Origin of the sequence: Undibacterium sp. SXout20W, assembly GCF_049340285.1 — a bacterium.
In the GTDB taxonomy this organism is placed as follows: Bacteria; Pseudomonadota; Gammaproteobacteria; order Burkholderiales; family Burkholderiaceae_D; genus Undibacterium.
The window spans coordinates 1-17,802 of the sequence record NZ_JBMPPH010000060.1; the positions used below are offsets into that span (position 1 = coordinate 1).

At 46.1% G+C, this 17,802-nt stretch carries 17 protein-coding genes; 6 read left to right on the plus strand and 11 right to left on the minus strand.

Going from position 1 to position 17,802, the window contains the following annotated elements; genetic code table 11:
• Positions 1-238: 238 nt before the first annotated feature.
• The 3 genes from ACO0K1_RS18620 (at position 239) to trmB (ending at position 2,344) form a co-directional block, all read left to right on the plus strand.
• Positions 239-634 carry a hypothetical protein gene (locus ACO0K1_RS18620; RefSeq protein WP_423028458.1) on the plus strand — a complete coding sequence of 132 codons (396 nt, stop codon included), beginning with the start codon at positions 239-241 and terminating at the stop codon, positions 632-634.
• A 48-nt stretch (positions 635-682) separates the two neighbouring features.
• Positions 683-1,333, plus strand: a complete 651-nt coding sequence (locus tag ACO0K1_RS18625) for a class I SAM-dependent methyltransferase (RefSeq protein WP_423028460.1) — start codon at positions 683-685, stop codon at positions 1,331-1,333.
• Between the two features lie 294 nt (positions 1,334-1,627).
• Entirely contained in the window at positions 1,628-2,344 is a 717-nt protein-coding gene (gene trmB / locus ACO0K1_RS18630) for a tRNA (guanosine(46)-N7)-methyltransferase TrmB (RefSeq protein WP_423028462.1), read from the plus strand.
• Between the two features lie 457 nt (positions 2,345-2,801).
• On the opposite strand, the gene ACO0K1_RS18635 is transcribed toward trmB, so the two are convergent.
• On the minus strand, positions 2,802-3,647 hold the full coding sequence (locus tag ACO0K1_RS18635) for a sterol desaturase family protein (protein ID WP_423028465.1): 846 nt from the start codon (positions 3,645-3,647) through the stop codon (positions 2,802-2,804).
• Between the two features lie 211 nt (positions 3,648-3,858).
• On the opposite strand from ACO0K1_RS18635, the gene ACO0K1_RS18640 reads away from it, so the two are divergent.
• Complete coding sequence (locus ACO0K1_RS18640; protein WP_423028467.1) at positions 3,859-4,773, plus strand: LysR family transcriptional regulator; 915 nt, start codon at positions 3,859-3,861, stop codon at positions 4,771-4,773.
• A 103-nt stretch (positions 4,774-4,876) separates the two neighbouring features.
• Here ACO0K1_RS18640 and ACO0K1_RS18645 read toward each other — a convergent pair whose 3' ends face one another.
• From ACO0K1_RS18645 to recQ, 5 genes are all read right to left on the minus strand, one after another.
• Positions 4,877-5,692 carry a fumarylacetoacetate hydrolase family protein gene (locus ACO0K1_RS18645; RefSeq protein ID WP_423028469.1) on the minus strand — a complete coding sequence of 272 codons (816 nt, stop codon included), beginning with the start codon at positions 5,690-5,692 and terminating at the stop codon, positions 4,877-4,879.
• 140 nt (positions 5,693-5,832) lie between these two features.
• Positions 5,833-7,248, minus strand: coding sequence for a hypothetical protein (locus ACO0K1_RS18650; RefSeq protein WP_423028471.1), 1,416 nt, complete (start codon positions 7,246-7,248; stop codon positions 5,833-5,835).
• 14 nt (positions 7,249-7,262) lie between these two features.
• Positions 7,263-8,123 (minus strand): ABC transporter ATP-binding protein, encoded by an 861-nt coding sequence (locus ACO0K1_RS18655; RefSeq protein WP_423028473.1) that lies wholly within the window; start codon positions 8,121-8,123, stop codon positions 7,263-7,265.
• Positions 8,120-8,530 carry a GntR family transcriptional regulator gene (locus tag ACO0K1_RS18660; RefSeq protein ID WP_423028475.1) on the minus strand — a complete coding sequence of 137 codons (411 nt, stop codon included), beginning with the start codon at positions 8,528-8,530 and terminating at the stop codon, positions 8,120-8,122. Before ACO0K1_RS18660 ends, ACO0K1_RS18655 begins: the two co-directional genes overlap by 4 nt.
• A gap of 306 nt (positions 8,531-8,836) precedes the next feature.
• A complete protein-coding gene (recQ, locus tag ACO0K1_RS18665) occupies positions 8,837-10,696 on the minus strand; it encodes a DNA helicase RecQ (protein WP_423028477.1) in 1,860 nt (619 codons plus the stop codon).
• A gap of 693 nt (positions 10,697-11,389) precedes the next feature.
• Between recQ and ACO0K1_RS18670 the strand changes: the two genes are divergently transcribed.
• Complete coding sequence (locus tag ACO0K1_RS18670; RefSeq protein ID WP_423028479.1) at positions 11,390-11,881, plus strand: hypothetical protein; 492 nt, start codon at positions 11,390-11,392, stop codon at positions 11,879-11,881.
• A gap of 203 nt (positions 11,882-12,084) precedes the next feature.
• On the opposite strand, the gene ACO0K1_RS18675 is transcribed toward ACO0K1_RS18670, so the two are convergent.
• The 4 genes from ACO0K1_RS18675 to ACO0K1_RS18690 all read right to left on the minus strand — a co-directional run bounded on the left by ACO0K1_RS18675 (position 12,085) and on the right by ACO0K1_RS18690 (position 16,921).
• Positions 12,085-13,614, minus strand: a complete 1,530-nt coding sequence (locus ACO0K1_RS18675) for a TolC family protein (RefSeq protein ID WP_423028481.1) — start codon at positions 13,612-13,614, stop codon at positions 12,085-12,087.
• Entirely contained in the window at positions 13,607-15,571 is a 1,965-nt protein-coding gene (locus ACO0K1_RS18680; RefSeq protein ID WP_423028483.1) for an FUSC family protein, read from the minus strand. Before ACO0K1_RS18680 ends, ACO0K1_RS18675 begins: the two co-directional genes overlap by 8 nt.
• Positions 15,572-15,707: 136 nt before the next feature.
• Entirely contained in the window at positions 15,708-16,766 is a 1,059-nt protein-coding gene (gene mdtN / locus ACO0K1_RS18685; RefSeq protein ID WP_423028485.1) for a multidrug transporter subunit MdtN, read from the minus strand.
• Complete coding sequence (locus ACO0K1_RS18690; protein ID WP_423028489.1) at positions 16,763-16,921, minus strand: hypothetical protein; 159 nt, start codon at positions 16,919-16,921, stop codon at positions 16,763-16,765. Before ACO0K1_RS18690 ends, mdtN begins: the two co-directional genes overlap by 4 nt.
• Here ACO0K1_RS18690 and ACO0K1_RS18695 point away from each other — a divergent pair.
• On the plus strand, positions 16,893-17,132 hold the full coding sequence (locus tag ACO0K1_RS18695) for a hypothetical protein (RefSeq protein ID WP_423028491.1): 240 nt from the start codon (positions 16,893-16,895) through the stop codon (positions 17,130-17,132). The genes ACO0K1_RS18690 and ACO0K1_RS18695 overlap by 29 nt on opposite strands.
• Positions 17,133-17,328: 196 nt before the next feature.
• On the opposite strand, the gene ACO0K1_RS18700 is transcribed toward ACO0K1_RS18695, so the two are convergent.
• Positions 17,329-17,589: a YkgJ family cysteine cluster protein gene (locus ACO0K1_RS18700; protein ID WP_423028487.1), complete on the minus strand. Its 261-nt coding sequence runs from the start codon at positions 17,587-17,589 to the stop codon at positions 17,329-17,331.
• Between the last annotated feature and the right edge of the window lie 213 nt (positions 17,590-17,802).

Consider the following 17,802-nt stretch of genomic DNA (forward strand, 5'->3'; position numbering starts at 1 on the left):
GTCTTGGGTAAGATGTGTGTATGTCATTTCGGGCAACTTTGACTTGGAGGTCTGGAAGGCCGGATGCTACTGCATCTTCCCACCTTTAACCATTTATCTTCAGTTGCACTTCATAGTTGAACTCGCGGTAGCTTAAAAAATGAACTTATTCATCTTGGTGCTTTCAGACCCATTGAGGCGCCTGGAGATTGAACACTCCAGCGTAAATTTATTGTGGTAATTTTTATCGGATGCATGCGTGAAACAACTTACTTTTTTTCTTTGCGTGACCTTGGTCATGGCCACACCCCTAACCTATGCCGAACAAAAATCGGTTTGCAGTTCCTTTTGTAATTCTGAAAAGAAACAATGTTATGCGCATGGTGAAGCACAAGCGAAAGATGATCTGGATCCTATTATTAAGACCAATACTGAGAAAAAAACGGGTGAAAGTATGTTTGAATATCAGCACCGCCAGTCCGAAGATTTACGGAATTTAATTGCTGAAAAACGTAAGTCCTGTGACGTTGCAAATGACCAATGTTTGGCATCGTGCCGTAAAAATGACGTAGAAAAAGAAAAAACGGTGCCACCATTTAAAACCAAGGAAGAGATTGAGCTTCTAAAAAAAGAAACTATGCCGATCAAAAACTGAGTAATTTCATGAATTTCATCAATTTCATCCATGAAAAAGGTTTGAGCAATGCTCCCCGAAGATGATTGCCTGGCTTCCGTCAAATTGTTCAATCAATTTGCAGAGCGCTATGCCGAAAAATATTTTGATCTTGAGCAATATGATCGTTTCTATGCGATGTTCGCTGCGCTGTTGCCGCCTGCTGCGCATGTGATTGATATTGCCTGTGGTCCGGGCAATGTGTCTGCGTACCTGCTAAGACATCGTCCTGATTTATCGTTGACTGGCGTAGATCTGGCACCGAAAATGATAGACATTGCGCGGCAGCGCGTGCCAGCGGGACAGTTTTTTGTCGGAGATTGTCGCCGCTTACATGAGCTTGCAACAGACTGTGATGGGGCGGTGTTTGCATTTGGATTGAGCTATTTGAATCAGACTGATGCGGAGCAATTTTTTACTTCGTTAAATCGCGTCTTAAATGCGGACGCCGTATTGTTATTGGCCACAATTTCAGCCTCTGAGAGTTCTTCACGTTATGAGCGATCAAGCAGTGGCGATGAATTGTTGACGGTGTATCGTACTCCACAAGAAATGAGCGATATGCTGGTGAGCTACGGTTTTGAAGTACAGTTTGTTGAGTTAGCAGCGAGTCCGGCAAATGCGCCATCTCCAACGCAGGATGTGGTATTGATCGCCAAAAAGCTGGCACAACAGATTTAATTTCCACCAAAATATCGATCATTGTTTAATATTTTGTCAGCTTTTACCTTGGTGATTGTGATAGCTGTCTCCGGCTAAGGCGCTGATTTGGTTCAGGTTTTGGCTATCGTGCGTTGGCTCTGTTAAAATACAGCCTTTACGGAACTGAAATACCATCGAAAGCCGCGTTGTCAAAAGCGGGCGTAAAAAAAGGGTGAAAAAGAAGATTGCCGGATCATCGCCTGATTGATGTTTTTTAACGCCCTTCGATGTTGTTCAATTGTTCCAGATCATCCTCTTTTGTTAAGTTCCCGTATGTCTGATTCCAAACCTGCTGATAGCGGCAAGCCGCTGTTTTATGACCCTACTGAACGCCGTATTCGTAGCTTTGTGACCCGCGCCGGACGCTTGTCTGATGCGCAGGCGCGAGCGATCGAGACGCTTGGACCGCGTTTTTGTATTCCTTACCAAAAGGCGTTGCTCGATGTTGATGCGACGTTTGGACGTACCGCACCAACTGTATTTGAGATTGGTTTTGGTATGGGCGAAACCAGTGCCAAAATCTCGGCCAGCATGCCCGACAAAAATTTTATCGGCGTTGAAGTACACACGCCAGGTGTCGGAAGCTTACTCAAGCTGACCGAAGAAATGGGCTTGCAAAATCAACGCATTATTCAACACGATGCGTTTGAAGTGTTGACCAATATGATTGCGCCATTATCGCTACATGGCGTCCACGTGTTCTTTCCTGATCCCTGGCATAAAGCACGTCACAACAAACGCCGTTTAATTCAGGGGGCGTTAGTACAATTACTGGCATCCCGTTTGGCACCCGGTGGTTACCTACATTGCGCGACCGATTGGGAAGAGTACGCCGTGCAAATGCTGGAAGTGTTGAGTGCAGAACCGACATTGAAAAATACCGCAGAAGGGTATGCGCCACGCCCGGATTATCGTCCGGTAACCAAGTTTGAAAATCGCGGTTTGCGACTCGGTCACGGCGTATGGGATTTGGTGTTTGAAAAAATTTAAGGTAAAAGATTTCGCGAGTTGTACCCACGCTACACGAAATCACCAATGCCCTAAGTAATGCCGAATGTGATTTTCGCCGCTTTAAATAAAGCAATTTGTGTTTCACGGTAAACGGATCAAAAGTATCTTTGTCTGAGCGCAGCGAGTTTAGATACTTTCCCGTTTTACGTGACCCACAAATTGTGCCGAAAAGCAATCCTGGCACCTGTAGGGCAAAATCTCAGTGTCGCCTTTCTTTTGCTTAGTTTGCTTTGGCGAAGCAAAGAAAAGTAAGAGGCTGCCGGGCCACACGCGGCCTGCTTCTTCAAAGAGCGATCATTTTAGATATCAAAAACGACGCAAAAACGAACCAAATACGAACCAAATACGAAGCAAAAAGGCTGGCATCAGAATAGCCTTGGAATCAGTATTTGCAAAACCAAAAGCCGTGCTCCGCTCTTGGCTTAAAACGCTCAGTTTATTCGATAATCACTTTCTCTTTTCCTAGCGCAGAATTGTTGCGTTTGGATTTGAGTATCGGGAAAAACAATTCCGCCAGCCAGTTTTCTTTTCCATATAAGAGATCATCCTGCAATCCAACTTTAGGGGGATAGCGGCGCGTGATTAGTGCAGTACCAAACAAGATATCCCAAAAAAACAAGAAATTGCCATAGTTGCCGCGATAATGTCCGACGCCATCGTCCATCGTCAGCGCATGATGTGCATAGTGCGTTGCAGGCGTTGAAATTGTTCGCTCCACCAGCCACATCAAGTGTTTGATGACTGGCAATTCATAGAGCGGCTTGTCCCAAGGATTAGCACTATGTGCGCCAATGATGACCGCCATTTTGAGTACGACATACACCACGTAGACGTTACCAAATCCAAGATAGATCAGGATAGACGAGATCCAGATGCCTGGCATTGCAGCGTAATAGAAAAAGTTATTCCGGTAGACGACACGGATGCTCATATACGCTGCGGAATGATGCGCGCGATGAAACGGCCACATCCACGAAGTATGCGATAAACGATGCCACCAATACTGGGTTAAATCATCTGCCACTAACAGAATGGCAAACATAATCCATGCAGGTAGATAACTATAAGCATTGTGTTGCAATGGGAAAAAATGCATCCCCAAATAATTAACCGCAACGACAATACCAGGTTGGATGAGCGTCAATAACAAGAAAAGCATGACACTATCGATTTTCCAGTCGTCTTTTGACGCACCAAGTTTGCTGAAGCGGCCGCTAATAATTTCTACTAGCGCAAAACCAAGATAAATCGCCGTGATGGCGATGAGTTGTATGGGGTTCACTTTGAGTCTCCGGGGTAATAGACAAGGTTGACTTGTTGTTTTCGCTCTCTCAGGGAGCGTTAAGCCTCATTTTTCACTTGTAAATGCTTGTCGTCCAATGCATTATTTTATGGATGGTAATGAGTTATAGTCATTATTGAACCGTTTTCCGAGTCGTGTGCCTATGACGTCGATGAAAACGTTTGCATGCTGTGCTTCGGAATGGATAAAGATGGATCTGCGAAAACTACGACACGCTGTTGTTTTATCGGAAGAGTTGAATTTTGCACGGACGGCAGAAAAGGTCAGTCTGACGCAATCCGCGCTCAGCCGCAGCATCCAAAGCTTAGAGGAAGAACTGGGCGGCAAACTATTCGATCGAAACTTGCATGGCGTCAGCATCACACCGATCGGCGAGCAAGTCGTCAAGCGGGCGAAAGCGCTCTTGCTTGATGCTAATAACTTACGGCATGAAGTCACGCTGATGCAGAACCACGAAATGGGCGATATTCATTTAGGCGTGGGACCTTTGCCAGGCGCGACGTTTTTACCGCCGGTATTGGCGCAGTTACTGAGCGAGTATCCCAAATTACGCACGGAAGTGACGATCAACAACTGGGATGCCTTGCTGGTACAACTCATCGATGAAAAATTAGAGTTTTTTATTGCTGACGTTCACAATATTAGTGAGAACAAAAAGATTGATGTACAACGCTTCTCTCGCCAGTACGGGGGGCTATTTTGTCGACGAGAGCATCCTCTGAGCGGCAAAGTGATCACAGATACGCGGCTTATCTTTGATTACCCTCTCGTGTCTGTTCGATTACCGGCGAGCGTTACATCAGAATTGCATCGTTTTTTTGCGTTACCTGCGCATCAGGAATTTGAGTTATCTCTCACTTGCGATAACCCGGCGTTATTGCATTACGTTTGCTTGCACAGCGATAGTATTTTACTGAGCACGTATCCAGTTGTCAGAGCAGAAATTGAACGCGGCACGATGTGCGAGATAAATATGCCGAATCTTCTGGAAGTGTACGCCGAAATGGGGATTGTCACTCTGGCAGGCAGAAGTTTGTCGCCAGCAGCGAGTTGGTTAATCGAGCGGATTAGACAATATATAGAGACGGCGCAAAACGCGATGTAGTGTGGCTTGGATACTTAACAGAAAATTAGGTGCGACTTGTTTAGTTTGTCGATTGACGAATATAGGAACGCAATGCACATGCTGCCTTACTTGAGCGTCCAAATTAACCTCTCTCAAAACACACGGTAATGCTACCTGAATCCGCATATTGAACTTGTACAAGATTATGCATAGGAACGACAGGACTTCCAGCATAAGAACCAGTGATAATCGCTTGTCCTGCACGTAATCCATCAGCATGCTGACGCAAATAATTCACGAGCCAAAATAGAGGGGAAAGTGGATTTGTCGCTGGATGCAACCCTGCAAGCGATTGTGTTTCTTGCCCTTCCACTTTCAGCGTGAGGTCAATGGTTTGTTGCTGCATTGCGTGTTGCGTTGTAATTGCGGGTCCCAGATACAAGCCCTGATTAAAAAGGCCGTCAGCCAGCAGTTCGGCAAAACTTGTTGATGCTGGATCTCTATAGCGACAACCGATAATCTCCAATGCAAGCTGTGCGTGTGATATTGCTGCAAGGATTTCTTCATCAGAATACGGCGTTGCGCGTGCAGGTAAATCTGAGCTCAAAACAAACGCCAGTTCTGGTTCTATCTTCACGTAATCCTCGTCACAAACTTTGCAGATAGCGTGTTGATGTTGATGGTACACAGTCCTCGAAAAAATTGGTGCCACGACGATCTTGCCATCGCCGGGCATACCGCATTTCCAGCCAGCGATCTTATCATCGAGTTGACCTGCAAGTAAGCCCTGAATTTGCATTGCCTCTTCAATACTGTCCGGACGTAATGATACGGGCAAACGTTCACCGCATATTCCCTGTAGACGTCGTTGTGCCAATATGTTGGCAGCGGCGAGTCGCTGATCTGGGGTTAGCTTATGGGTTGGCTTATTGGCTGGCTTATGGGTTGACGAAGACAAGAGAAATCCTTGGGTAAAGTCAAAACAATTTGAAAAAATTTTTAGTGTAATTCTTCGTTATGTCTCTGTGAATGGTTAACAGAAAAAGCCAATACATCACGAATTATCATGCCGAAGGTAACTTTCATCTTTTTACATAGTCATACACCGCGACCCACTGGAAAAAATGCGGTCTGTTGCAGACGTTGTCGCCAGTAATGACGCGTCATCATCGCTTGACTGACGAGCATCAATACGCAAGGTATCGCGATGTTGAACAGTTCAAATTTTAAGCTAAGTAAGAGTGACACCACAATGAAAGCACATGAGATTAAACCGGAAACCAATATCCCACTTTCCTGCCAAGTCGCTTTCTTTGAGTGATTTTTTACCAGACAAGTAATAATCGGAAGAAAACCAAAGCAACATAAATACGCGATCTTACTCAGTGCAAGTTGTACGTTTGCATAGTGACAGACGAGGGTTATGAGCACCAAGTTGGCTAGCCATGCGCAGCAGCTATTTCGCAAAAAATACTGCAATGTCAAACGCGTCATCTCTTTATTTGAATTGACTAACGGTGTCAGCAATATCAAGCCTTGCTCTTGCTTTCGTCCATACAATGCCATACCTAGGTTGATGACATACCCCATAAAGACCAAATACAGGCAGAACATCAAAGCTGTCAGAATATAGTTTCCTAACCCTAAAAGTGCCATATATGCGAAGACAAAAGCGGACAACAATAAAGTTCCTGATATTTGTTGTGACCAATGGATATTAGGTCCAAATAAAAAAGGCAATAACACTTTAGCATTTGAAGGAAAACTAATGGCTTTTTTAAACGAATAATCATAGAGATTGAATTTTCTAAGATACCCTTGGTCATTGCTATCGGCGGCATTCACAGCTTGTTTTTTTAATCGATCAAATGATTTTTTTCGTTCGAAGAGTCGATCTTTGTCAATTTCAAAAATCCAACCCAGGCCGACATATAATAAGAGGAGCCCAAGCGGAATAGTCAGCCATAAATGATCAATCGTTTCTACTACCTTTGCAAATACTGGGGTGAAATTATTGAAAGACGACGCAGTAAAAATGATCATAAATGCCGGGAAAATAAATGCGCCAGCAGTTGCACGAATACTCGACACGAATCCTAATAGTGCGACGATGCTAATTATCCAGGCGAAGCCAATTGAATGATCCGCTTTTATTGAGGCGAGAAAAGCAAACAGGCTTGCAAGAATGAGCGTTGGGATTGCAACGGCGACTTTTACATTTCGTCGATAGTAAGGGACCAGTTGCACATTTTCTGGCGAAAATTGCGATCTGATGAGTGTCGTCATTAACAGGATCCACAGCATGAAGACAACCGCCGATGCAGCCGCTAAGCCGATAAGGAGTGCGATGCCCATGAACTTGAGATTGTCACCGTTGATCAAATAGCTTATGACAAGACATGTCACGGGCAATATAATGAAAAGAAAATAAATTGTCTTATAGTCTTTATTATTAATGTATTGGTAAGCCGGTTGCATCCAGATTTGAAATACACTTTTTATCAGATTTTTCATGTTTGCTCCGGCGTTTATTGCGTTAACTCGATAAACAAATCTTCCAGTCCTAACCTTTCAACGCGGATATCCGTGCGCTGGCTGAGATTGCTGATTTCTTCGTCTGAAAATTGCGCTAAGACGCTACTATAGCCATTCGCCAAATCCGCACGTTTGAGCGGGGCATTGATGTTCAGCGTTTGTATGCTCGATGCGCTGCCGATGATTTTGAGCGTGTTATCCATTAATAAATCCAAGGGCTGTTGCAGCGTTATTTGTCCATGATTTAAAAAGGCGACATCCATCGCTATCCGTTCCAGATCCGATAAAATATGTGTCGAAAATATAATCGTCGTCTGCTGGTCAATTTGTGCGACTAATTCTCGTAAAAAATCGCGACGTCCAGCGGGGTCAAGGCTGGAGACTGGTTCATCAAGTACTAACAATTCAGGCTCATGTGCCAGGGCGCGGATGATGGAAATTTTTTGTTTCTGGCCAACCGATAATTGGTTGATGATTTTGTCGAATGGCAAATCCCATGCGCGCATCAAGGTGGCGATCTTTGCATCGTTCCAGGTTGGATACATGGTTTTGAAATAGTTGAAAAGCTGCTTCGCCGTCAACCAGCCAAAGATATCTGGTGTTTGCGGTACATAGCCGATTTTTGCCTTGTTAGCGGGGCTGAGGTGGTTGACGTTTTCACCGAATAAACGTATTTCACCCTGCTGAAAATCGCGTAAGCCTAGCAGACATTCGATCAAGGTTGATTTGCCCGTACCATTGCGTCCTAACAGACCAACGATGGAACCAGCAGGTATCTGCCAATCCAAGGCATTGAGAATGGATTGTTGACCGTAGGATTTGTGCAAGGAATGAATCTCGATAGGGGTGCTCATGACTTGTGGTCTCGCAAAATTTGTTGGAATAAATTCAGCACGGATGTAGGTGCCAGTTCTAATTGTTTAACTTCTGCCGCCAATCTTTCCAGGCCTGGGCGTAGCAATGCGAGCCGTTGTTCTTCATCGGAAAAGTCTTGCGCTGGTGAGGCAACTAACATGCCTATGCCGCGCTTACGTGTGAGCAGGCCTTCGTTTTCGAGCAAGCTATAGGCTTTAGAGACCGTCATAGGGTTGACGCCCAATGCCAGGGCAACCTCACGAATCGAAGGCAGTGTGTCATCGGCCTGAACTTGTCCGCTGGCGCTGAGGCGGCGCAATTGCTCGATCAATTGACGATAAATCGGTTCGTTGCTGCCAGTGCTGACCTGAAAGATATCAGGCGGTAGTATGCGTGGTGGACTCATGGTGCATCATCTCTTTCAAAATTAGTGCATTAGTATAGTAATGCACTAATTTTGAAAGAGCAAGTACAAATTTATAAAAGTCTGATCGCTGCTGTTATCAGATTTACTCGGTAAGGGCGGGGGCAATCGGCCAAATCGACCGTGTAAAGGAGGCAGCGTGGGTTGCTTACCCAACGATTCTGAAAATCAGCAATGGCTGGGATGACAGATTTGCGTTGACGCGCATTGTCGGCTTAGGTTCGAATAATCGTCGACTTTTCATTCGTTCACGCTTGAAAGATGAGGATTTTGAAAGTCGGCAAAGGTTTAATTCTCTTGCAGCTCTTCAATCAACTGCAAAATCTCTGCGCCATAGCTTTCCAGCTTTTTATCTCCCACACCAGAAATCGCACGCAAGGCGATCAGTGTTTGTGGTGATTTGCGAGCGATTTCGCGTAATGTAGCGTCCGGGAAAATGACGTAGGCGGGCACATTGTGGGTTCGTGCCGTTTCAACGCGCCACCAACGTAGTTTGTCGAACAGGGTTTGTTCTGCACCGTTGAGTTCTGCCTCGGCGTAGTCTTTGGCTGACTGACGCTTGTGTTTAACTGCTTTCTCAGCTTTTTTGTATTGCCGCAACTGCACTTTTGTTTCGCCACGGAGGACGGCACGAGAAGCTTCAGTCAGCTTGAGCGAGCTGAAATTTTCATAGTCGACGGCGACTAAACCTAGCGCAATTAATTGACGCAATAACGCGCGCCATTCGGCTTCGCTTTTATCTGAACCGATGCCAAAGGTGGTGAGTTGGTTGTGCCGCCATTGCGTTACCCGTTCTGTATCAATGCCGCGCAGGATATCGATGACGTGACCTGCTGCAAAACGTTGATCGACGCGATAAATCGTCGATAGTATTTTTTGCGCAGCAACGCTGCCATCAAACGAGGTTGGTGGGCTGAGACAGGTATCACAATTTCCACATGGTTCCGAGGCCTGACCAAAATATTCAAGAATATGCACCCGGCGGCAGTTTAAGGTCTCGCATAGCGATAACATGGCATCTAGTTTGACACCTTGCACACGCTTAAATGTGTCGTTCGCTTCAGATTCATCAATCATCCGCCGTTGCTGCACAACGTCCTGTAAGCCATAGGCCATCCAGGCATTGGCGCTGGCGCCGTCGCGTCCTGCACGGCCTGTTTCTTGATAATAACCTTCGACACTTTTTGGCAAATCCAGATGCGCCACAAAACGTACATCAGGTTTATCAATGCCCATGCCAAACGCAATGGTGGCGCACATGACGATGCCTTCTTCACGCAAAAAACGCGCTTGATTCCGGCTGCGTTCTTGCATCTCCATACCCGCATGGTAGGGCAGGGAGCTGATGCCGTTTTCGTTCAGAAATTCTGCTGTTTCTTCGACTTTTTTTCGAGACAAGCAATAGACGATACCCGCATCGCCATTGTGTTGTGCATTAATGAAATCGAGTAACTGCTTGCGCCCATTGGCTTTTTCGACGATTTGATAGCGAATGTTGGGGCGGTCGAATGAAGATACAAATTGCAGCGCATTTTCAAGTTGCAAACGATGGATGATTTCATCGCGGGTTTGCTGATCGGCGGTCGCGGTGAGTGCGATGCGCGGCACATGTGGAAAACGTTCGTGTAAAGCCGATAAACGTATGTATTCAGGACGGAAATCATGACCCCACTGGGAGACGCAATGAGCTTCATCGATCGCAAATAGCGCGATGTCGATAATGTTGAGTAATTCCAGACAACGTTGTGTGAGTAAGCGTTCCGGGGCGATATAGACCAGATCCAAATCGCCTTCGCGCATTTTTTTCTCGACGCCAAGAATTTCTTCGAATGTTTGCGTCGAGTTTAAAAATGCTGCTCGGACACCAACTTCCGCCAAGGCATCAACCTGATCTTGCATCAGAGCGATCAGTGGCGAAACAACGATACCAACGCCTTTGCGTATTAGTGCTGGAATTTGGTAGCACAGTGATTTCCCACCGCCGGTAGGCATGAGTACGAGCGCATCACCACCCTGCACAACGTGCTCCACAATTTGTCCTTGCTGTGACCGAAAAGCAGGATAGCCAAAGACTGTCTGCAACAGGTGCAATGCCTGCTGTTCCGTATTGTCGTGTTGTTGTGGCTGAGGGATGCTAAAAGATGACACTACTTATTCTACCCAGTTCACTGTGATTGTTTTTTTCATTTGTTGCAATATTCATTCGACCAATCAATGCGTGCAATCTCTGCTGATTTCTATGATCAGCGGCTGCAACTTTTTAGCACCAAATTGAGCCTCTTTTCGAGCCCCTTCATGACCTCGTTGAGTGCATGAAATTTAATGGCTGCTGTCATGTCCACTGCGTTGATGTTTTGATGTTTTTGATCGGCACGAAGCTTACCACGAGGGCGGCAATGCGGTCTCAGATTTTTGCCCGTTGTGCGTCGTTAAAAACGGACTAATTCATATACTCCCCATTAATTTATAAAATATCACTGAATTACCAAAGGAAAATATGGGTGCGGTTTTTATACTGGTAGTGAGTATATTTAATTCAAAGTTATTCTTTTGTGCGTGATTACCATTCATCGATCGCCGGCTAATTCGTCTTGATATGCAAGTGCAAGACTACAACACTAATGAAAAAAAAATAATGATATTTTTGATAATTTAAGTTATCATTTAATTATTATAAAAAAGAAAACATTGAGACCGTAGGTACTGTTTTTTAATACTTTCTAAGTTTGATTTGAGGACTGAATTGATTCTGACGATACTCCACTCTTACCGTTGAAAGCGGGTCTTATTGCTGGCACCGGTCCGAATTATTTTATATCTTGCCCTGACCAAGGATACGCCATGTATTTATCTTCGATGCCTAGTAATAATGCCAACGCGAACAATCATTTTTTTGACATGCCCGAGATTGCTGACGCGCGGCAACCCTATTTTGCCAAGTTTGAAGAGAAAGTTGAAATTACCGCAATGACGCCAACCCGAATGGGCCGATATCAATTTACGGTGGTGCCGTTTCAAGCTGCAAAAGGGATATTGATGGAAGTTGAGCGTCACGGAAAGCGCATAATTTCCGCACACTTGCCGGCGATTTTTTCACGGGGGGAATTATTATCCGCGAGCTTGCGTGTGCGCGATACCGAGTATTTGCTGGTCGCTGCAAATTCTTCCTCAAAAATACCCGCCAGTGGTAAGCGTTGGTTAGGCATTTTCCGTGATGATGGCAAGAATGTGTATGCCAATGTGTTTGAGCAGCAAGTTGTGCAAGTCATGCCTAATGAGGATGGCATTTCTATGCAATTTTTAAACGGCGATCAGATGCGCATCAAATTGTAAGTTTCTACACGTTGCACAATGGTGCAAATAGTGCGCTGATTTGTATCGCGCAATACAATGGCTTTTTTCATCGATGATGGAAAAGGCCATTTTTTTGTGTTTAGCGCCTTTATCCGAGATTTATCCCAAAACCGATTCCCAAACTGATTCTAATTCTAATTCTGATTCGGATTCAAATCTGATTCCACTATTTATTTCACCTGTTATTTTGGCGCCGCGCCTAAGCCGCCCGTCGACAATGCTAGCGTCGCTGCTGCAGCTAATGCCTTGTTGTAGCAGTCGGTCAGCGTGTTTTTTGCTTGCAGCAATTGCGTCTCAGCGAGTGTGAGTTCAGTGATAGAGCCAACCCCACTTCGGTATGCTGCTAACGCTGCATCAAAAGTCGTTTGGGTAGCATTCAGTAATTCCTGTGCCGCATTGTAAGTAGAAACGCTAGTGTTGAGCGCATTACGGCTGAGTATGATCTGGTGCACCGCTTCTTCACGGATGCGGGTCAGGCGCAGTTCAGCGTTTTCTGCTTCGATGCGCGCTTTTGATAAAGTCGTCGCGCGCATACTACCGTCGTAGAGTGGCATGGAGATACCGACAAATACCGAACCGCTACGGCGCGATCCCGCAAGATCGACTGTAGGGGCTTGCAACCCAAACCCGGGAAAAGCCGTCACACTAACACCCCCTGTAACTTGCGCAACAGAAGCTGCGACGAAAACTTTCGGTTTGAATTCTGCTTCGGCTGCTGCAATATTGGCTTGACTTACTTTTTGTGCTGCATAGGCAGTGAGAACATCGGGGCGGCGGGCTAACGCGTCAGTGATGATTTTTTCTACAGGTAACAGGGTCGCTGGTGACAAATCGCGGCCCGTAATATCGGCAATTTTTAATTTGGTTAAGGGCGAAATCCCCATTGCCGTGATCAGGTTGTAATACGTATCCTCTAATACACCATTAGCTTGTACCAATAGCAAATTGGCCTGCGCGCTAGCTTGACGAGCTTGGGCCACTTCAATCACTGTTCCGATCCCGTGTTTGTAGCGATCCTGTGCAGCTACCTGAATTGCCTTGATATTTTCCAGAGATTTAACCGCCGTTTTTGCATGTTCGCTGGCACTAGCGTGGGCATAAAATGCCATCGTCACTGCGTAAATGAGTTGTTGATGGACTGCCGTAAACGCAATGTTGGAAATCACTGACGTCTGTTTGGCCGCATCGAGAAAAGCATCTCGTTTGCCGAAATCAAACAATAACCATTCAAGAGATAGCGCTGCGATTGCCCCAGAGACAGAATTACTGCTGTTTAAAGTTAAGCCGTAAGCCGAATCTTGCTTGCTACCTGCCTGATAAGCGCCCATTGCACTCGCTGTTAATCGGGGTAAATAGGCGCTCTCGACCAGACCCACAGCCAAAGCCGCCTGACGTGCCTCATTCCATGCAATGCGTGTATTGGGATTATTAGATTCGGCAATATCGACGAGTTCAGCCAGCGAAAACGATTTTTCCTGATCAAGTTCTAATGCTGGTGCTAACACCGCCAATGCTGGGTTGGGAGGGAGGGTGTAATCTGAAATAGCAGATGAGGTAGATAATGTGCTCGGAAATAACTGTGTGTTATGCGCAGCACCAGGATTCCATGGGCGGTCCGGACGCGGCGGTGCCAGATCAGTTGTCGATGCAGCGCAAAGGCCGACACCAAGCCAGCAAGTCGCGATAAATGCAACAATGTTACGCTCATGCATATTCTTGCGTCCTTTCTTCATCTTTCAGAGTTCTATCGTATTCCATTTTTTGTGCGTGGACTCGTTCAAGACTTTGCATGTGAAGTTCAAGTAAATCGTCCAAGCTTGAGGCCGCATTTTTTGTTTCATGCGGCGGATGAATCGCTACATTATTTGCGTCGCCATGCGCTTGTCGTTCCAATCTTAACGAGACCGTTTTTACCGCCTGACGGTGTTGATTGAGGCAGGCTGAAAGCGGCTCAAGCAGTGCATGGAGATGGTGCATGGTTTGTTGCCGAAGTTCTAGCCACTTGGCAGTAGGCCGTATTAATCGCGGTTCAAAACGAACAATGTCCAGATCACACTTCATCTCGTTCAACATTGTATGGATAGCGTTAATTTGCTTGTTTCGAGTAGTGCGACTGGTTGCTAGTCGTGGCTTGCTCAGATCACTTAAGCGAAGTAAGACATCGGAAATTGTTTTGTCAATGTGCTGCGCAATGCTGACTGGCCATAGGTACGTAAATGTTAAATAAACTACCAAGTTGCCCAATAAAATGCCGATGACCCGATCGCGAATGATGACCATATTGAAAGATGGAGAATCACCCTGTATCACACACATAAAAAACGCTAACGCAATTTGAAATCCAGCATAAGAGATGTTGCTGCTACCTGCAGCCACCCAAGCTGACACAAGTGCACCGACAAAAACGACAAGCAACTGCGCGCTGATAGCATTGATATCTGGCATCACGAATACGATTGCTATCAGACCAAATGCTGCTCCGATCAAACAGCCAAGAACGCGTAGATGTAGTTTTTGTAATGTGTGCCCTGTTGTTCCCAATGCCACGACGTAACAGGTGATGAGGCAAGTATGAATGCCGGGCCAGGACAGTGCAGAATAAATCAAATAGCAAATCAAGGCTGCAGCGGTGGTCTTGAGGGCAAAGCGAACGTGTTCCGGATTGCTAAATGCATCGGCAACGAAGAAGCCAGCGTTGGACGCCATATTGTCACTACTTTCAGCCCTTGCATCTTCAGAAGTTTCTGCATGAGTAGGCGAATTAGCAGGCGAATTAGCAGGCGAAACAATAGGCGAAACAATAGGCGAAACGGTTAGCTCACGCAGAGCTTCAGAGAATTCTTTCGCAATTGCAAAATCAACTTGCGATAATGATGCAGCATTTTTGTTGCTATCAATGTTAAATGGCGTAAGTGCTTCTCCGGTTCTGATCGATTCAGCGATTCCGTCGAGCGCTGCCGAAAAATAATGTCTTAAATTTGTCGGTAGTAATGGGTGGGGGTGGTGAGCGGAATTGATTGTATCCACAAGTAAAAGAACGGCTGTGATCGAATCGGTGACATGATTGAGTCTGCTGAGATCCTCTGCCGGAGATGTTTTTTCAAGTCCAGCTAATTGTAAGTACTTACTGATTTCTGCAGTGCCTTCCTGCAAAACTTGTTCGAATTCATCCCATGTATCGTGCTCAGACCTCAATACCGACGCCGCTAAATGGAAACGTCGCACGAGCGCTCGCTCAGCCAGCTGTCGTGGCGCTGGTCCTATCAGCAAGTTAATGACAATGCAGATAGCCGCTGGAAAGCCAGCGATTAACCATCCGTACAATAATGCTCGAGTTGCTAATTCGCCGATCTGCGCGTTGCTGATCAGATCAAGCGCATAGACGACGACCATTGCCAGTATGGTTCCAATCGGACGCAATTTACTTGCCGACGTCGCAAACAAAAGCAAGAAAGAAATGACCAGCATAGAGGCGAGCCGCAAGAGCGGCTCGTCAATCACCATCCTTGTAATGAGCATCACAATACCAATGACGAGCGATATCAAAACTAAGATGGCAATACTTAACATGACGCTACTTACGCGATCGGGTTTGATCACGAAAAACACCACATACACTGTGAGCGCTGCTTCCGGTGTTTGATAGTATTCAACGGCCAGAGTCGTCAAAACACAGATGAGCGCCGTTCGAATGGCAAATTCTAACCTGCCAGGAAATGGCCGAAGAGGCCGAAGAGCTCGAAGATGCCGTGGCAGGTAGCGCAAGTTCAACATAGCTCAACGCTAAGACATGTCTCGACTATGCTCATTTGCAAGCGGCACCATGATTAATTTCAACAACGGCGCTAGCGCCTAAACGGGTGAGTTGTATCGGCGGATTTTCGAGTTTTATTTTTACCGGAAAGCGTTGCGCGACCCGCACCCAATTTAATGAACGCTCAACGAAAGGCACCGACCGCGGCAAAACAATATGGCCTGTATCCATGACGCCCCAGCCAATTCCTTGCACGACACCTTTGATTGGCTGCTCTTTATCTAACATCGAATATACAGTCACGCAATTCCCTGGCGCAATAGTCTTTAAATCGATTTCTCTGACGTTGGCAATTGCAAACCATTCGTCCGTATTGATGAGAGTAAACAAACTCTGCAAGGGGGCCAGAATTTCTCTTGGTGAGGCGCTAAGGCCGACTACTCTGCCAGCGGTCTTGGCGCGCACGGTGGTATCTTCCAGAGCGCGCTGCGCGATCGCCAAAGCAGCCTCACGAGCGTGCACTAAGGCTTCGGCGCTGGCTGTGTTGTCAATGGCCTGCGTGGCAGCCATTGCTTGTTCTTTTGCTTGCTGGAGTGTGGTTTCTGCATCACGTTCAAGGACTTGTGCCTGATCCAGTTGTTGTTGCGGTACATACCCTTTTTCAGCGAGTGGCCGTAATCGCACCACGGTTCGGCTCGCTAACGCCAGGTTAGTCGTGCTACGTTGGGTTTGTTTGTCGGCAATCCTGGCGCTGGATTGTTGAACGGCAAGTGCTTTTCTTTTTGTTTCTAATGCCGCTTTCGCCATTTCCAGATCGGCCTGCGCCTGTGCGACTGACAATTGGTAAGGTACAGGATCAATTTGAAAAAGAACATCTCCTGGATGCACCTGTTGATTTTCAGTGACGGCGATTGCGTTGATGCGGCCGCCAACGGGTGCCGCAATGTGTGTCACATCAGCATCGATAGACGCATCATCGGTCGATGGCTGTTGTGCGTGTTGACGCCACACGTAGACGGATAAAACGATGGCGATGGCGATGGCGATGGCGATGATTGTCAGTGAAATCAGTGTGCCGGTCAATTGCTTATTTTGTGTCTTTGTCTTCATTGTCCGAACCATATTATCCAAATCACTAGTGCGCAAATCAAGCCAACTGCAGTACAGACGAAAAGTTGGTATGGGAGAATTGTTGATAGTTTTAAACTGATCATCGCTACTCGGGTACTAATCGCGATGACGAGTCCTATCAAAGCGCATAGCATCCATGCTGGAAACAGTGCGCCGAACAAAGTGAATGATGGTGTTGCATGCTGGGCGCAGCCACTGACGATGAGCAGTAACGTTGAAGCCAGTAATTTGGCAGTCCATGCACTTCGTATATTTGCACTATTCATTGAAATGACTTTTTGCCGAATGGAAATAGGTGTGCCGTTTTATGAAATTCTTGGTGAGGTGGCAGGTTTGATTTTATAGCCAATATGGATGCCAAAGTCAATTGCATGTGAATTCCTCATGGAGATGAGGACGATCGGCCAATCGTGAATGCAATGATTATTTTAGGATTGAAATTTTTTGTGAACGCCCTTCTGCGTTGATTCAGACATTAAATTTGGGACATTAAATTTCGGACATTGAATTGAAGAAAGTTCGACGCTTGATTTTCTTCAGGCTAGTACTTCGGAGCGGTCGCATGCTCGAGGTCGGTCAGCCACTGAATCGCTTGTTCGCGATTTACGCCGCACATATCTTCGGACGGCTGCAAGCCACCGCAAAAAGCAGGCCGTTCGGGTTTCCCAAAAACGCGGCATCGATTGACATCATCGAGCTGAATACATCTCACTCCAGCAGGCTTTCCGTCTGGCATACCAGGTATCGGGCTGGTGATTGAAGGGGCGATACAGCACGCCCCGCAGTGGTCTCGACAGTTCATTACATCTCTTTGCTTATTTACTCAATTTTAGGTTGATATCAGGGCGGCCATTCGTTGATCTTTAATATTGATCTTTAATATTGATCGGCGAATTCTAGGATGAAGTGCAATTTATGAACGGTACCGGTTAATGAGGGCAAGATGCGATAGCATTTGTGCCTTTTTGACCGGCCAGTCGAAATTGCATAATGAACTACACACATCTCACCCAAA

Excerpts from the sequence above, each read along its gene's own strand:
- ACO0K1_RS18695 (WP_423028491.1), top strand. The coding sequence starts at position 16,893 with ATGACGAGTCCTATCAAAGCGCATAGCATCCATGCTGGAAACAGTGCG.
- ACO0K1_RS18700 (WP_423028487.1), bottom strand. The coding sequence starts at position 17,589 with ATGAACTGTCGAGACCACTGCGGGGCGTGCTGTATCGCCCCTTCAATC.
- ACO0K1_RS18670 (WP_423028479.1), top strand. The coding sequence starts at position 11,390 with ATGTATTTATCTTCGATGCCTAGTAATAATGCCAACGCGAACAATCAT.
- mdtN (WP_423028485.1), bottom strand. The coding sequence starts at position 16,766 with ATGAAGACAAAGACACAAAATAAGCAATTGACCGGCACACTGATTTCA.
- ACO0K1_RS18660 (WP_423028475.1), bottom strand. The coding sequence starts at position 8,530 with ATGAGTCCACCACGCATACTACCGCCTGATATCTTTCAGGTCAGCACT.
- ACO0K1_RS18655 (WP_423028473.1), bottom strand. The coding sequence starts at position 8,123 with ATGAGCACCCCTATCGAGATTCATTCCTTGCACAAATCCTACGGTCAA.
- ACO0K1_RS18675 (WP_423028481.1), bottom strand. The coding sequence starts at position 13,614 with ATGCATGAGCGTAACATTGTTGCATTTATCGCGACTTGCTGGCTTGGT.
- trmB (WP_423028462.1), top strand. The coding sequence starts at position 1,628 with ATGTCTGATTCCAAACCTGCTGATAGCGGCAAGCCGCTGTTTTATGAC.
- ACO0K1_RS18640 (WP_423028467.1), top strand. The coding sequence starts at position 3,859 with ATGGATCTGCGAAAACTACGACACGCTGTTGTTTTATCGGAAGAGTTG.
- ACO0K1_RS18625 (WP_423028460.1), top strand. The coding sequence starts at position 683 with ATGCTCCCCGAAGATGATTGCCTGGCTTCCGTCAAATTGTTCAATCAA.
- ACO0K1_RS18650 (WP_423028471.1), bottom strand. The coding sequence starts at position 7,248 with ATGAAAAATCTGATAAAAAGTGTATTTCAAATCTGGATGCAACCGGCT.
- ACO0K1_RS18690 (WP_423028489.1), bottom strand. The coding sequence starts at position 16,921 with ATGCTATGCGCTTTGATAGGACTCGTCATCGCGATTAGTACCCGAGTA.